The organism is Terribacillus saccharophilus (assembly GCF_002272745.1).
GTDB classification, from domain to species: Bacteria; Bacillota; Bacilli; order Bacillales; family Amphibacillaceae; genus Terribacillus; species Terribacillus saccharophilus_B.
In genome coordinates, this window is the sequence record NZ_NPBD01000007.1 from 196,842 (window position 1) to 211,204 (window position 14,363).

Here is a 14,363-nt window from a genome sequence, read left to right on the forward strand (position 1 = left end):
AAAACAGCAATCAAGGTTGAAGCCTTGATTGCTGTTTTATTTTGTTCCTTTATCGATAGCTTTCCAGAAAGATTCAGTCTCATGTCCCATTGCATACACAGATACACCTGCAATGCCATATATGTTGGTGAGAGAAGATTTTTTCTGCAATGAATCCTCATCTTCAAACCAGACGACGTGCTCCTGATTTTCCTCGGTATAATTGAAATGCTTGGATGCAGTTTCTTCATTGGTTATAGGTTCTATATCGTAACTTTCTATCGTCGAATGAATCTCATCCCAATCAATCAATTTATTCTGATCTGGGTTAGATAGATTCCAATCGTAACCGTATGACGGTACACCCATAATAACCTTATCGGGGTTGATTGATTCTGTAGCAAACGTTAGTATTCTTTTCATCCAATCCAAACTTGCTACAGATCCTGGATCACTCCAAGAACCATTTTCATCATACGTCATCACTTGTACATAATCAGCATATTCTCCGATTTCTTCATAGTTATATGGCCAGCTCCAATCATCGGCTGGATCATCGATATCTTTTGCTGGCACTGACACCATCGTTTGTATGTTATGCTCTTTGAGCGCTTTAGCTGTATCCTTAATGAGGTTAGAGTAGAGGTCCCGATCCTCTGGATAGATGGCTTCGAAATCAATATTAATGCCAGTAAAATCATTTTCTGCAGCAAGCTGTACTAAGTGACCAATGAATTTGCTTTTTGCTTCTTTGTCATTCATCACAGCATGTGCCAAGTCCGGGTCGAAATCAGTTTTACCGAAGTTCGATAGCACAGCATAGGTGTCGATATCATGCTGCTTCGCATATTTGAGCTGGTTTTCTGGTGCTTCACCAGAGAGATTGCCATCGGTTTCAAAAGCGTATGTATCCATTGCAATGGTATTGATATATTCATGGTATTCTTTCAGAGACTGATAGGATGATTCCTCCGAAGTGGTATAACCGAGGACCATCTTTTCGTTTGGCTGAGCATTCGTTTTTAACTGGCTATAAATGAGTCCTCCTGCCGCAATTAGCAGAATGAGCCCAAGAATTACATACTTCTTCATGATGTATCCTCCGTATTGTAAGTGGGAGATTATATTACCATGTTTTCTGTATTGTGTATAAGAATGCATTGCCATTTAACTGATAGACATATGATATCCTTAAAATAATCCCAGAATAAAAAAGGAGTAGCCCATGTCCATACGAACTTTTTACAAAATGCTGCTTCTGTTCATTAGCATTTATATCATTTATACATTAGCAGATAACTATATCTTCGATAATCGTGCCTCCTTTTTTCTTGAGCAGAAAATAGATCTGCGTGATTCTTTTCATCTGCCTCTCTGGCTGGATGTCATGTATGTACATGTGTTTGTCGCTTGCCTGGCGACCCTGAGTGGAGCAGTGAACTTTTCAAGGGGATTGGCTTGGCATAAACGTAAGTTCCATCGCATCAACGGCTATGTGTATGCTGTTTCAGTGTTGCTTGTGTCTTTGACATCAGGTTATCTGGCTCCTTATGCAACAGGAGGCAAGCTGGTTAGTGTACCGTTCAATTTGGTGAATTTGTTTTGGCCGATCATGATTATAGTTGCTATTGTCCATGCCAGGAAAGGCAGACTGGACAAGCATCAGAATTGGATGATTCGCAGCTATCTGTTCTGTTTTACAAATATGTTCATTCATATGATTTCTTCTGTTCTATTTAAGGCAGGGTTGGACTATACGCTAAGTTATACCATTGGGGTCTACGGTTCAATAGTAGTGAACTTAGTTATAGCAGAGGCTATTATCCGTTATCTGCGACGAAAAAAGATGATTTAGTCACGGTCGAGTAGAAAATAATTCGTTACGATCATTTGTATGCTGATTATGAGAAGCAGTACTCCTATAAATAACAGGCTGCTATAAGTTTTTTCCATGAAAAGCAGCGTACAGACCATGCTCCAGACACCATACAGAAATATTGAAATACCGTTGAATGCAGCAAATTGCTTCCTATTCTTTATTCGGCTTTCTGCTTCACTTGACCATCCGGCGAGAATTTTAAAAGCATGTTTTCTCCAAATTAGGTAGCTTAATATGGAAAAGAAGCAAAAAAGGGAAAGAGCTAGTGTAAGTTTCATGTATGATAACCTCCTTTAATTCGTTACAGAATGCTAGAGTTTCTGGCATGATGGTAAAAAGATGCAAAAGGAGAGATAAGATGGCCGTTAAGATAGCACCTTTATTCGTCCTGTTTGCAGCGATACTCTGGGGGACAACTGGTACGGCTCAGGCATTTGCCCCAGCTGCAGCCCACCCGATTGCGATTGGAGCTGCAAGGCTTGCGGTTGGGGGCGTGTTTTTGCTTTTGGTTACCTTACTGCTCGGAAAATTAAATGTAAAAGACTGGCCTATCGGGCTGACTCTTCTCGCAGCGTTTTGCATGGCGTGCTATCAGCCGCTGTTCTTTTCTGCAGTCCATCAGACTGGCGTGGCTGTTGGTACCGTCATCGCAATCGGGAGTGCGCCGATTCTGTCTGGATTGTTGGAGGCGGTATTTTTCAGAAGGCGACCGAGCTATACATGGTGGGGAGCGACATTGTTGTCTATTGTAGGCTGCATGCTGCTGTTTCTGACTGGAGATACAGTAGTGATGAAGCCGATGGGTATCCTGCTTGCGCTGGGAGCAGGTCTGGCCTTTGCAGGCTATACCTTGCTGAGCGGGCAGATTGTACAAGGCAAAGGCCCGCTTGAGACAGTGGCAGTAATCTTTGGAATCGGTGGGGTTTTCCTTATGCCGTTCCTTTTCCTATTTGATATGCAGTGGATTTTGCAGCCAAGCGGGGTGGCAGTGAGTCTGCATCTCGGTATTGTTGCGACAGCAGCTGCCTATTTCTTATTTTCGAAAGGTCTGCAGTATATTCCTGCCTCCTCAGCAGTATCGCTTTCCTTGGCCGAGCCGTTTACGGCTGCGGTCTTAGGTGTCGTGTTAGTAGGCGAGGAACTAAACCTCCTATCTTGGGTAGGCATTGGAATGCTATTGGGAGGTATTATCCTAATTGCATTCGCTCCTAGAAAGAGGGAAGCTGGAGCAATTTTGTTCTTTTAGAGACACGAAGCACTCGAGAACTTTTTTTACAGTAGCTTACTGGCATCAATATGCAATATGTGACAGGACTATACATAGAACCTCTGTCTAAATATGTAAATCTAGTACGTAATTAAAGGATTTTTTTATAAAAATACAATATCTTATCAATCAATTAATACTAGCATTACAACTTAACATTAGAATCATCTTGTAGTACTAATGTTGAGGAGTGAGCAAATGCCAAGAAAGCGCAACGAAAAAAGTGATAGAAAGAAACGAAAGTCCACAATTCCTGTTTTAGTATTAACGGCAGCTTTTTGTTTCCAAGGAACTAATTCTGTTTCAGCAGCTAACAGTTTGAACGAATCTGCAATTGCTCCAAAAGAAGCCGCATATGGCTATTATGTTGACACTTATGCAAATAATGATAAGGCCAATATGACCCCTGAATCTAATTCCTCTATTGGTGTGCTTTCTAAGTTTCATGATATTTGGGAACCTGGATCTTCATGGAATAATGGCACAGTAATGAATGAAAATGTACATAATCAAAATATAGCGAAGTCTATTTCTATTACACAGAATCGTACGGATGAAGAGGCCAAAATGGCCTATCTAGTCGATCGGCGACATCAGAATTATAGCGCGATTACAGGACTTGGTTCGTACACTGATAATTTTATAGCTGGCGCTAATGCAGGGACGACGATTCCGGATGAGATCCCGGAAGACGCGACAACAGTAGGGTATGATGACGGAAGTAATAACAACGGAGTTTGGGCTGACGAAGATAGCAGCCTCGGGAGTATGGTGAAATTAATAAATAACATACGCTGGACTGGGGCATCGACCTCTAATGCGAAAGCCTACTACAATTACCAACGACCGTTTCGTTGGAGTGAAGAGGTAAGTGTAATTCCTACACTTGTTCCAAGAATAAAGGATGATCCTAGCAGCGATGGCGGATTCCCGAGCGGACATACAAATGCAGCCTATCTTGCATCTTATGGCTTTGCTTATGCAGTACCAGAGCGATATGAAGAAATAATGACAAGAGCTTCTGAGATGGGCAATAGCAGAATCGTAGCCGGTATGCATTCACCGTTGGATGTTATTGGCGGAAGAGTGATGGCAACAGCTGTTGCTGCGTCTGCGTTGAATGATCCTAATAACAAGGGTGTGAAAGAAGCTGCCTACGCGCAGGCGCATGAAGTGTTGCTTACGCAAGAAGGAACTTCTCAAGATAACTATAGCGATTATGAGACAAATAAGAAGAACTATACGGAGCGTCTTACATATGGATTCGAACAAATTGGAGATACAACAAAGCCAATGGTAGTGCCGAAAGGTGCCGAAGCTTTGATTGAGACTCGCTTCCCATACCTAGATGATGCACAACGACGCTGGGTATTGTATACAACAGGTTTACCGTCCGGATATCCTGTACTGGATGATACGGAAGGCTGGGGAAGATTGAACCTCTTCGCTGCTGCAGGTGGTTATGAAGCATTTGAAAATGATGTTACGGTATCAATGGATGCTTCCCAAGGCGGATTTAATGAGGCCGACACATGGAAAAATGACATTGAGGGCTCTGGAAAATTAACAAAGTCAGGTACAGGTGCCTTAACATTGTCTGGAAATAACGCATATACCGGAGGCACGTTACTGGAAGAAGGAACTTTGGCTGCGAATTCAGGTTCCGCTTTTGGTGAGGGTGAAGTCGTGAATACGGAAGGAACGCTAATTGAGAACGTGTCAAGCGGTGTGACGATTGGCAATAACTTCACGCAGTCAGAAGCAGGTACATTAGAGCTTACAATCGGAAGCAATGAAGAAGTGTTTGATATTAATGGTGAGGCAACATTTGGCGGAACGCTAAAACTAAACTTTACAGATGGGTTTATCCCTGATGCAGATACACCAATCATTTCTTATGATGCATTGGCAGAGAAAAGTGCCTTTTCTACTGTTGAAATCACAGGGCTGCCGGATAATTATGAAGTCTCTTACGATGCAAATGCAATATATATTGTAGACAGCAATACCAAAGAGGAAGAAGAAAACAATACTCCAGTGGTACCGCCAGCCGAAACAGGAGATGACAACAATCCTTCTAAGGATCCTGTAACGGAACCAGAAGACGATAACGTTTCCACTGAACCAACTGAAGAGACAGAGAAAGAGGAAAATCCAGTAGATTCAACTACTGAAAATGAAGACAAGAAAACACCTGTTAAATTAGAAGAAACGAATAGAGGAAATAACAATTCCGTAAAACCGGTAACTTCAAGCAAGGTTAATGAAGATATGGTGGAAAACCCTAAAACGGGAGATGACACGAACATAATCTTGTATGTTGGATTACTAGCAGCATCTGCCATTGCAGCTGCCGTCGTTGTTTGGCAAAGGAAATTCAGAAGAAGATAATTAGATCTATTCATGTGCCCCTTGTAGTAAAAAGGCAAGCAGTTGTCATAAGCTTCAAGGGGCATATTGCATTTTGAGGAAAACAATACTGAACGATAAAGGTACTGATAGATCATGAAGAAAAAGGAAAAGAAAAAAATGAGTTGGCCACAAAGGATAATTCTTCTTGCTTGTTTAGCGGTGTTTTTATTTTCTCTTATTAAGTTAGGGGGAATTGGCTTTGAGTATGTTCAAAGTGAACAAGTAATGAAGGAAATCCAAGAGCAGTATAAAGGCAATCTTCAAGAAAGCAAAGCAGTAGCTTCTGAAAATCCAGTACGTCCGCAATTTCAAAATCTCTTAGACATCAATCCTAGTATAGTGGGCTGGTTAACAATTGATGATACAAAAATAGACTATCCTATACTACAAAGTTCCGATAACAATCACTATTTAAATCGGAATTATAAAGAGGATATATCTAAATCAGGCAGTATCTTTATGGATTTTCGAAATCAAGCAGAATCCCTGAATAGACAAACAATTATTTACGGTCATCAGATGAAAGACGGTTCGATGTTTGGGCAACTGGATAAGTTTTTAGATGAGGATTTCTTCTCTCAACATAAAGAATTTGAATTTGATACGATTTATGATAGCTATCAAGTAGAAGTTTTCTCAGTATATGTCACAACTACAGATTTTAATTACATTGAAACCGAGTTTTCTAATGATGAAGAATACATGGATTTTTTAGGAGTAATAAAAGAAAAATCTAAAATACAGACAGACATCCAAGTGACAGAAAAGGATAACATTATTACCTTATCTACATGTAATGATTTGCAGGATCCGGAAGATGGCAGGTTAGTGCTGCACGGGAAATTAACGAAGACTAATTGAGATCCTGCTCGAAGCACAGGCAATCGGTTTTTACTAAAAGGAGCGAGTAAAATCGCTCCTTTCTTTTTTTCTGCTGCGTTATAGATCTTCATCATCAGTTCTATCACTATTGTTGGTCTTGGTTTTGATGCTGCTGTCGGATTCTGCATGGGCAGGTAGATCATTGGTGTCAGGAGGTATCGTTTTTGTTGTATGCATTGGGAAGGAGAAGTGGTTGTAGACCATGTTAATTCACCAGACCCAGAAGATAAGATAAGACGTGTTTAACGTGTATGGTTAGATAGGCAAGCAAGGCGGACACGACAATTGCAAAAGGAATACTCCATGCAGCAGGAAGTTCCATATTGTGCCAGATGAACATTTGAAATTGTTCGAAACCAAATGTGTTTAAAAAACCGGCTAATAAGGTGAGAACGATGACGGTGATAAATCCGCCATAAAGAATAGAAAACACAAGAATGGCCGGTGACAATAATAACAAACGAAGTGATTTAGGATACTTCAGCATCTATTTCATCTCCTTGTCATTTTGTGAACATAAATGAACGCGTGATACTTGATGTATTGCTGGTCTCAAGCTTGGTTGCAGTGGAAAGACGGCGGGGCTATTTTGTTTTGTAGAGAATGTTCACTCCTTATACTTTAATTGTAATATATTTTAACTTTTAAAACATATTACAATTAAAGTATATTGTTTGCTGTCCTGTCAATAGGCATAAAAAAAGATCTCCAGCTCGGAGATCTTTTTCAGATAATGATTTTTTGCAGTAAAGCATTTACTTCTTTCAGGACCGTAGTCATCTCCTGCAGTTTTTTTGACTGGAATTTCAAGAAAAGGTCTTCGACTTTGGAGTGGCCATCTGCGGTAAGAACCATCATTACAACTCTTCGGTCTTTATCTTCCCGTTTTCGTTCCACAAGACCCATTTTTTCCATTCTGTCACACATGGATGTAGCTGCACCCGGCGTAATGTGAAAAAGATCAGAGATAGCAGTGACTTTCATGCCATCTGTAAGCTTCAGTTGGAGCAAAAGGAGTAAATGGTTCTCGGAGAGTGCTTCGCCTTCTGTCAGCAAATTGATGAATGCTCTTGATTTTTGCTGGATACCAAGTATGGAGCTCATGATGTTTTCTATATCAGCTGTCGTATGTTTTTCTGTCATGCTATCACTGCCTAGCTGTGTATTTGTTACTTGCATTATAGCGTACCTGCAAAGATGTTAGCTAGGCTTTACTCATGTCCTGTCTGTACTGGCTTGGTGATAAGCCGTATTTCGCTTTGAAGCTTTTCGAGAAATAACCTTGTCTTGTAAAACCCACTTCTTCCGCTATTTGCTGTAAAGACCAGTCAGTTGTTAAAAGCAGCAGGCGTGACTGATGTAAGCGGTAAGCGGCTAAATAAGCAAGCGGAGTACAAGCGAAAGCTTGTTTCATACATCTGACCAAGTAGTTTTCGTGTACGTGAAAGTGCTTTGCCAGTGTTGCATTTGTGATGTGTTCGTTATAGTGCTGCTTGATATACATCTCAACATGTTCAGCTAATCGCAGTGATGTGTGCTGTGGCATTGGATTATAAGACAGGTGCTGCAGTACTTGCATGAACAATTGCTGTGTTTCCCAAAAAGCGAAGGAGCGTGGCTGCGTGGTGGATTGCAGCAGATTTTCTACCGTATCGTACAGGACATGCCGGTGCGGTATGTGCTGATATTTCGGCAGATGTATTGTTGTTTGCTCTGTATGGTAATGCAGCGACGTTATCGCCTCAGTTGACGAGATATTGGTGCAAGCAGACTGTTCCATCCAGTAAGATGGGCTTTGCATATGCAGCCAATAGAATGTGGTATCTGATGCACAGCGAGCTGTTGAATAATGATACTTGTTCGGTTCAAGAATTAATGCTTCACCGGCAGCAATATTCCATTTCAATGCTTCTTCTCCAATGCATAAAGTGCCCTCTCGAACGAGGATGATATCGAAGAATCCTAGGTTTCTTCGCGCAGGATGCTGCTGTCCTTTGTGAAATGTCGTACTGTTTCCTTCCACGAAATATGGCAGTGGTGGAGCTGAGAATGATAGATAGGATTTCTCCATTTCCGTGTCGCCGCCTTTTGGGTGAAATAGTGTAAAACGAAGTTGAATCTGGTTCTATATCACTTCTATTGTAGATGCTAAGCTTTACTTTGAAAACGCTTAACTTAAATGTGCAGGAGGAGTGTGCGATATGTGGATTTCAAGTGTGAATATGAACCCAAAAGTGACTGTAGAAGATGCATTCTGGTCGAACTATAAGCAGCTTGTAGCTGAACAGGTGATTCCGTATCAATGGAAAGCGCTGAATGATCAGCTTCCGGATACCGCTCCGAGCCATGCTATCGAAAATTTCCGCATTGTGGCGGGGGAAGCAAAGGGCGACTATTTTGGCACTGTCTTTCAAGATAGTGATGTAGCGAAATGGCTGGAGACGGTCGCTTATAGCTTACGTAGCTTTCCAGATTCAGAATTGGAAGAAGCGGCGGATGATGTCATATCGTTAATGGGAAGAGCGCAAGCGGAAGATGGATATTTGAACACCTACTATATGCTCGTGGAGCCTGAAAATCGCTGGACGAATTTACGAGATAACCATGAACTGTATTGTGCAGGTCACTTGATTGAAGCAGCAGTTGCTTATTATGAAACGACTGGTAAACGTGCATTCCTGGATATTGTGGAGGACTATGTAGAACTGATCCGGAGTACGTTTGGAAGAGAAGATGGAAAACTGCAAGGCTATTCGGGGCATCCGGAAATCGAGCTGGCATTGCTTCGGTTATTCGATACAACAGGTAAGCGCGAGCACCTGGAACTAGCAGCATATTTCATCGAGCAGCGCGGGCAGGAGCCGCATTACTTCGATATGGAAAAAGAGCAGCGCCAATCCCTAGGTGCCCCACCAACGTGGAATGACCAGAATACCAATTTTGGACTCGGTTATGCCTATATGCAGGCACATCTTCCGGTGCGGCAGCAGCAGGAAGCAGTCGGACATTCCGTGCGAGCGATGTATTTATATGCAGCTATGGCCTATCTCGCACGGCGGACAAATGATGCAGAGCTGCAAGCGGTATGTGGTGCCTTATGGGATGATGTGACGAACCGGAAAATGTATATAACAGGGGGTCTCGGCTCAGCTGTTAATGGGGAGGCATTTACAGATGCATACGATTTGCCAAATGATAGTATGTATTGTGAAACATGTGCATCTGTCGGACTTGTCTTTTGGGCAAAGCAGATGCTTTTGCTATCACCAGATAGGAAATATGCGGACGTGCTGGAACGGGCAATTTACAATGGAACAATCAGCGGGATGGACTTGGATGGTAAGCGATTCTTTTATGTAAACCCACTGGAGGTGAATACGTACCAAGCTGGGCGTAAGGATCAGGAGCATGTAAAACAAGAGCGGCAGAAATGGTTTGCCTGTGCGTGCTGTCCGCCGAATCTTGCTCGACTGATTGCATCCATTGAGGACTACGCGTATACGCAGACAGAGGATACCTTATATACACATCTCTATATTGCAGGTAGTGTGGAAACAAAGATAAAAGAGCTGCCTGTTAAGCTGACACAAAGTCATCAGTATCCATGGGATGCTGGAATTAGCGTGACGGTAGAGGGAAAAGGAATATTCAAGCTAGCTTTTCGGATTCCTGGCTGGTGTGAGAGTGCGACGGCTTCCGTCAATGGAGAGGCTGTTGCGGCTGATGATTTGGTGAATGGTTATCTTGTATTAGACCGAATTTGGGAGAGCGGTGATCAGGTTGAGCTGTTTCTGCCGTTGCCAGTGATGCGTGTATACAGCAATACGAAAATTGGAATGAATCAAGGGCAGGTTGCCTTGCAGCGCGGACCGATCATCTACTGTCTGGAGGAAGTGGACAACGGTAAGAGTCTTGCTGGATTGAGGATTCTGCGGGAGAGCGAAATCACTGCAGCGTTTGAGAAAGACTTGTTAAACGGAGTCGTGATTTTAGAGGCAGACGGGTTCAAAGCATCAGAATCAGAAGAACTATACCAGAGTCATGCGCCTGCTTTGGAGCCTGTAAGATTACGTGCTATCCCTTATTTTTCCTGGTGTAACCGACAAGCTGGAGAGATGCGTATTTGGACACATGAAAATTAAAAAGAGGCTGCCAAATAACGGCAGCCTTATAAGTTCTCCATTAATCGCTTTGCAATCCGGGCATAGTCATCCCGGTCGATTCCAGGAGCGAATTCCTCCGGCAACTCCTCGAGATCCGGAATCGGGCCTCCGCGCGGCGAACCTTGCTTGACAACAAGCTGACTGCCGTTCTCCGGATTTTCTCCTTTCCATATTTTTCGGATGTCTGCATATTCTCCCATGTCATTCCAGGTGAATAGGATATTTCCGAGTCCTTGCTGCTCGAATTTACGAGCATGGTCAAACTTGGTGTTGGATAGATCCGGAATCGGAACTAGTTTGGAAACATCCACACCTGTGGCTATCTCTAATGCTTTAGCATACGCCAATACATGCGTACCGCCGCGCACGAGCAAGTACCCGATCATTTCCCGGGCTGTTTCGTGTTCTGTCATTTCATAGACGCGCATTTTATGAGTCCTAGCACCGCATTCCAAAAAGAAGTTATGCAGTAGATCCAGTACGAGATTCCCACTGGAAAATACATTATCACCTGTCCAAGGTCTGCCCATCGAGTCTCCGGCCAATGCAGTTTGTGCTGTAGCGATGAAGTGATATGTATTACGACTGTCTTTACCAGTTCTTAGAGGCGTAACATCAGGATCGCCGGTATAGAATGTATTGCCGCGGGATAAGAGATTAATCGTATTGGCAACAAGCTCCACATGTCCAAATTCTTCTGCTGTGATACTTGCAACTAAATCATAAAAGGGCTTCAGCTTCTTTTTGTTACGAAAGTTGAATGATTGATACATATAGTTATTTAAGGTCGACATTTCGCCGAACTTTCCGCCGAGCAGCTCCTGAACGGCAGCAGCAGCGTTTGGATCGCCGTGTTCCGGTATAGGTAAATCGATGGCGAGTCTGTTTTCGCGTTTGATCATCTGCTTTCCTCCTTATCCTCTTGGTATAACCCAGACAATTTGAGCAGTACGGATAAAAAAGGATGACCCGCCCGACTCGACGACAATATGATCTGGTCGCACTGTTGTCAGTTTTCCTGTAACAGAACCGCGCACAGTTTCTACAACAATTTGCTTGGTTCTGACTCCTTGTAACGTTTGATACACATATGGATCGACGCTGCTCACATAGGTTGTCTGCTGAGGTTGATTCATGCTGATCGCTCCTTTATAGGTAGAAACGCTATACTCTATGCGGATGAAGGATGTCCCCATGCATATTCTTCATAAATGGGTACAATACGATGATGCTAATTACAAGCATCTATTTTTGTGGATTGCCGGCTCTGTGCTAAAATCATTTTAATGTGAAAAGGGGTGTCACGATGAAAATTGAAGTATGGTCAGATTTTGTCTGTCCTTTCTGTTATATAGGTAAACGAAGGCTGGAACTTGCGCTAGAACAATTCGAGCACAAGGATAGTGTAGAAATAGAGTTTAAGAGCTTTGAGCTGGATCCGCATGCTGGAGTGTACAATGGAAAAAGTATTCACGAAGCACTTTCAGAGAAGTACGGCATGTCAATCGAGCAGGCGAAGGTGAACAACCTGCAAATCGGGCAGCATGCAGCTGAAGTTGGGCTTACATTCAACTTTGATGAAATGAAGCCGACGAATACATTGCATGCACATCGCTTGGCTAAATTTGCAGAAACAAAAGGCAAAGAAAAAGCTATGACCGAGAATCTGTTGTATGCGTACTTCACAGAATCAAAGAACCTTAGTGATAAAGAAACGCTCCTGGATGTTGCAGAAGCTTCTGGATTGGATCGCAAAGAGGCAACGGAGATTTTGGATAATGAATCACTTCACTTGGATGAGGTAAGAGGTGACGAACGGATGGCGCAGCAATACGGCATCACAGGTGTTCCTTTCTTTATCCTGAATAATAAGTACACAATCTCTGGTGCGCAGCCGATGGAAACATTCGTTGGCGCTTTGAATCAGGTGTGGAAAGAAGAGAACGAACAACCGAAGTTTAAAGATTTCGGATCTGGTAATGCTGGTGTGTGCACAGACGATAACTGTTCTATATAAGAAAAAAGACCTGCAGGGATGCAGGTCTTTTTTTATGTACTGGAAAAGCGAAGGAGGGGTTTTCAAAGTGATGAGGGCTATTAAACGGAAGATATAGCATCATATTGGAGCATATTTAAGAACACGCTACGTATCTTCGTGTCTGTCAAACTGAACGGAGTCTATGCAGTATAACTGCGACTAATGCCGTTTTCATCCAATATAGATATGCTGTAGCATTATAGAAGTGAGTTTTAAGAAAGAGCTGAACGGGTAGGTAAACAAAGTTATTATACGTTCAGCAAATATACAGCCTCTGGCTGAAGGAGTGGTTGGTTGGAAACCGATAATAAAAAAACTGTTAAGAAACCATCTTTTATGTATGCATTAATGATGCTGTTATCGATTGTGGCAGTAGTATCAGTTGGAATTTTGGCTTTTGATGCACCGATTCAAATACTGATGTTTATCAGCATGCTAGTCATCATCCCTTATATGATGGGGCTGGGATTCAACTATCAGCAGATAGAGAAATCCATGGTCAAATCTATGAGTAAGGCATTGATGCCAGGAATCATTTTGCTGACCGTCGGCATTTTAATCGGTGCATGGATCGCATCCGGAACGGTGCCTACTTTGATATATTATGGCGTGCAAGCAATTACACCGCAGTTCTTCTTGGTGACGACATTGCTGTTCTGTTCCCTTGTATCTGTTGCAACAGGTACTAGCTGGGGAACGGTCGGTACAGCCGGTGTTGCTATGATGGGTGTCGGGACGGCACTCGGTATTCCGATAGGTTTGACAGGCGGAGCAATCGTCAGTGGTGCATTCTTCGGTGACAAGATGTCTCCATTATCCGATACGACTAACCTGGCACCTGCTGTAACTGGCGGTGAATTGTTCCGCCATATCAAGCATATGCTTTGGACGACAGTACCGTCCTATATTATTACCGCAGGTATCTTTACGTTCATAGGACTGCGCTACCATGGCAATGGTTCTGACTCAGGTGAAGTGAATCAGCTGACATCATACTTGGCTGATAATTTTAATTTGGGGATCGTTCCATTGATTCCGATTGTTGTGCTGATTACCTTACTGATGATGAAAAAACCAGCTATCCCAGCTATATTCGCAGGGGCTGCAGTTGGCGGGATTATCGCCATCTTCTATCAAGGATTCAGTTTTGTAGACACGTTGGCTACATTCTATAGTGGCTATGCTGTGGAATCTGGTATTCCTGTCGTTGATGAGCTGCTGCAGCGTGGCGGATTAACGAGTATGCTTGAGCTGATTGCATTATTCCTATTTGCCCTCGGTGTGGGCGGAATGCTGGCTGATGCAGGTGTGCTTGAAGCATTGATAGCTTCCTTCGCGATGAAGATTAAGCACACAGGTGTATTAACGGTGGTTACTGTCATCGTCAGTTATGTCATGCTTGCAGTTGGCGGCTCGGTGTATTTCTCGACGGTCATGGGCGGTACGCTGATGCGGCCAATCTTTGATAGATTGAACTTAGAGCCTGAGAACCTGTCCCGTATCCTGGAGGATACAGGCACACAGGGAGCACCGCTTGTTCCTTGGACCGGCGGCGGTATTTATACTGCGGGTGCTCTTGGTATTGCAACAGTGACCTATTTGCCATTCTGTTTCCTTGCCTTCATCACGCCGATCTTCACGTTGTTCTACGGAATTACTGGTTTGACAATGAAGGAAAAGAAACAGCCGAACAAGAAAAAAGATACAAAAATAAAAGTAGCAGAAGCATAATAAGAAGTGAGC

Annotated in this window: 14 protein-coding genes; 7 read left to right on the plus strand and 7 right to left on the minus strand. The window is 42.9% G+C overall.

Features of this window, described 5'->3' with window-relative positions:
- Positions 1-36: 36 nt before the first annotated feature.
- Positions 37-1,071 carry a glycosyl hydrolase family 18 protein gene (locus CHH58_RS08260; protein WP_095227489.1) on the minus strand — a complete coding sequence of 345 codons (1,035 nt, stop codon included), beginning with the start codon at positions 1,069-1,071 and terminating at the stop codon, positions 37-39.
- A 133-nt stretch (positions 1,072-1,204) separates the two neighbouring features.
- On the opposite strand from CHH58_RS08260, the gene CHH58_RS08265 reads away from it, so the two are divergent.
- Positions 1,205-1,834, plus strand: coding sequence for a DUF2306 domain-containing protein (locus CHH58_RS08265; RefSeq protein WP_170937564.1), 630 nt, complete (start codon positions 1,205-1,207; stop codon positions 1,832-1,834).
- Here CHH58_RS08265 and CHH58_RS08270 read toward each other — a convergent pair.
- Entirely contained in the window at positions 1,831-2,136 is a 306-nt protein-coding gene (locus CHH58_RS08270; RefSeq protein WP_095227491.1) for a DUF3784 domain-containing protein, read from the minus strand. The two genes, CHH58_RS08265 and CHH58_RS08270, sit on opposite strands and share 4 nt — an antisense overlap.
- Positions 2,137-2,216: 80 nt before the next feature.
- Between CHH58_RS08270 and CHH58_RS08275 the strand changes: the two genes are divergently transcribed.
- From CHH58_RS08275 to srtB, 3 genes are all read left to right on the plus strand, one after another.
- Positions 2,217-3,104 carry an EamA family transporter gene (locus CHH58_RS08275; RefSeq protein ID WP_095227493.1) on the plus strand — a complete coding sequence of 296 codons (888 nt, stop codon included), beginning with the start codon at positions 2,217-2,219 and terminating at the stop codon, positions 3,102-3,104.
- 219 nt (positions 3,105-3,323) lie between these two features.
- Positions 3,324-5,516 (plus strand): acid phosphatase, encoded by a 2,193-nt coding sequence (locus tag CHH58_RS18760; RefSeq protein ID WP_283162803.1) that lies wholly within the window; start codon positions 3,324-3,326, stop codon positions 5,514-5,516.
- 111 nt (positions 5,517-5,627) lie between these two features.
- Entirely contained in the window at positions 5,628-6,398 is a 771-nt protein-coding gene (gene srtB, locus CHH58_RS08285) for a class B sortase (RefSeq protein WP_095232120.1), read from the plus strand.
- 226 nt (positions 6,399-6,624) lie between these two features.
- Here the strand turns inward: srtB and CHH58_RS08290 are convergent, their stop codons facing one another.
- From CHH58_RS08290 to CHH58_RS08300, 3 genes are all read right to left on the minus strand, one after another.
- Entirely contained in the window at positions 6,625-6,906 is a 282-nt protein-coding gene (locus tag CHH58_RS08290) for a hypothetical protein (RefSeq protein ID WP_095262363.1), read from the minus strand.
- Positions 6,907-7,145: 239 nt separating this feature from the next.
- On the minus strand, positions 7,146-7,598 hold the full coding sequence (locus CHH58_RS08295) for a MarR family winged helix-turn-helix transcriptional regulator (RefSeq protein ID WP_249275073.1): 453 nt from the start codon (positions 7,596-7,598) through the stop codon (positions 7,146-7,148).
- Between the two features lie 25 nt (positions 7,599-7,623).
- On the minus strand, positions 7,624-8,490 hold the full coding sequence (locus CHH58_RS08300; RefSeq protein ID WP_095262364.1) for a helix-turn-helix transcriptional regulator: 867 nt from the start codon (positions 8,488-8,490) through the stop codon (positions 7,624-7,626).
- 130 nt (positions 8,491-8,620) lie between these two features.
- Between CHH58_RS08300 and CHH58_RS08305 the strand changes: the two genes are divergently transcribed.
- Positions 8,621-10,561 (plus strand): glycoside hydrolase family 127 protein, encoded by a 1,941-nt coding sequence (locus tag CHH58_RS08305; protein WP_249275074.1) that lies wholly within the window; start codon positions 8,621-8,623, stop codon positions 10,559-10,561.
- 26 nt (positions 10,562-10,587) lie between these two features.
- Here the strand turns inward: CHH58_RS08305 and CHH58_RS08310 are convergent, their stop codons facing one another.
- Positions 10,588-11,484: a manganese catalase family protein gene (locus CHH58_RS08310; protein ID WP_095232122.1), complete on the minus strand. Its 897-nt coding sequence runs from the start codon at positions 11,482-11,484 to the stop codon at positions 10,588-10,590.
- Between the two features lie 12 nt (positions 11,485-11,496).
- A complete protein-coding gene (locus CHH58_RS08315) occupies positions 11,497-11,718 on the minus strand; it encodes a YuzF family protein (RefSeq protein ID WP_095227504.1) in 222 nt (73 codons plus the stop codon).
- A 170-nt stretch (positions 11,719-11,888) separates the two neighbouring features.
- Between CHH58_RS08315 and CHH58_RS08320 the strand changes: the two genes are divergently transcribed.
- Together CHH58_RS08320 and nhaC are read left to right on the plus strand one after the other, a co-directional pair.
- Complete coding sequence (locus CHH58_RS08320; protein ID WP_095227505.1) at positions 11,889-12,599, plus strand: DsbA family oxidoreductase; 711 nt, start codon at positions 11,889-11,891, stop codon at positions 12,597-12,599.
- Positions 12,600-12,914: 315 nt separating this feature from the next.
- Positions 12,915-14,351 carry a Na+/H+ antiporter NhaC gene (gene nhaC / locus CHH58_RS08325; protein WP_249275075.1) on the plus strand — a complete coding sequence of 479 codons (1,437 nt, stop codon included), beginning with the start codon at positions 12,915-12,917 and terminating at the stop codon, positions 14,349-14,351.
- Positions 14,352-14,363: the final 12 nt, after the last annotated feature.

Excerpts from the sequence above, each read along its gene's own strand:
- CHH58_RS08290 (WP_095262363.1), bottom strand. The coding sequence starts at position 6,906 with ATGCTGAAGTATCCTAAATCACTTCGTTTGTTATTATTGTCACCGGCC.
- CHH58_RS08305 (WP_249275074.1), top strand. The coding sequence starts at position 8,621 with ATGTGGATTTCAAGTGTGAATATGAACCCAAAAGTGACTGTAGAAGAT.
- CHH58_RS08260 (WP_095227489.1), bottom strand. The coding sequence starts at position 1,071 with ATGAAGAAGTATGTAATTCTTGGGCTCATTCTGCTAATTGCGGCAGGA.
- CHH58_RS08300 (WP_095262364.1), bottom strand. The coding sequence starts at position 8,490 with ATGGAGAAATCCTATCTATCATTCTCAGCTCCACCACTGCCATATTTC.
- CHH58_RS08310 (WP_095232122.1), bottom strand. The coding sequence starts at position 11,484 with ATGATCAAACGCGAAAACAGACTCGCCATCGATTTACCTATACCGGAA.
- CHH58_RS08295 (WP_249275073.1), bottom strand. The coding sequence starts at position 7,598 with ATGCAAGTAACAAATACACAGCTAGGCAGTGATAGCATGACAGAAAAA.
- CHH58_RS08265 (WP_170937564.1), top strand. The coding sequence starts at position 1,205 with ATGTCCATACGAACTTTTTACAAAATGCTGCTTCTGTTCATTAGCATT.
- CHH58_RS08270 (WP_095227491.1), bottom strand. The coding sequence starts at position 2,136 with ATGAAACTTACACTAGCTCTTTCCCTTTTTTGCTTCTTTTCCATATTA.
- CHH58_RS18760 (WP_283162803.1), top strand. The coding sequence starts at position 3,324 with ATGCCAAGAAAGCGCAACGAAAAAAGTGATAGAAAGAAACGAAAGTCC.
- CHH58_RS08275 (WP_095227493.1), top strand. The coding sequence starts at position 2,217 with ATGGCCGTTAAGATAGCACCTTTATTCGTCCTGTTTGCAGCGATACTC.
- CHH58_RS08315 (WP_095227504.1), bottom strand. The coding sequence starts at position 11,718 with ATGAATCAACCTCAGCAGACAACCTATGTGAGCAGCGTCGATCCATAT.
- CHH58_RS08320 (WP_095227505.1), top strand. The coding sequence starts at position 11,889 with ATGAAAATTGAAGTATGGTCAGATTTTGTCTGTCCTTTCTGTTATATA.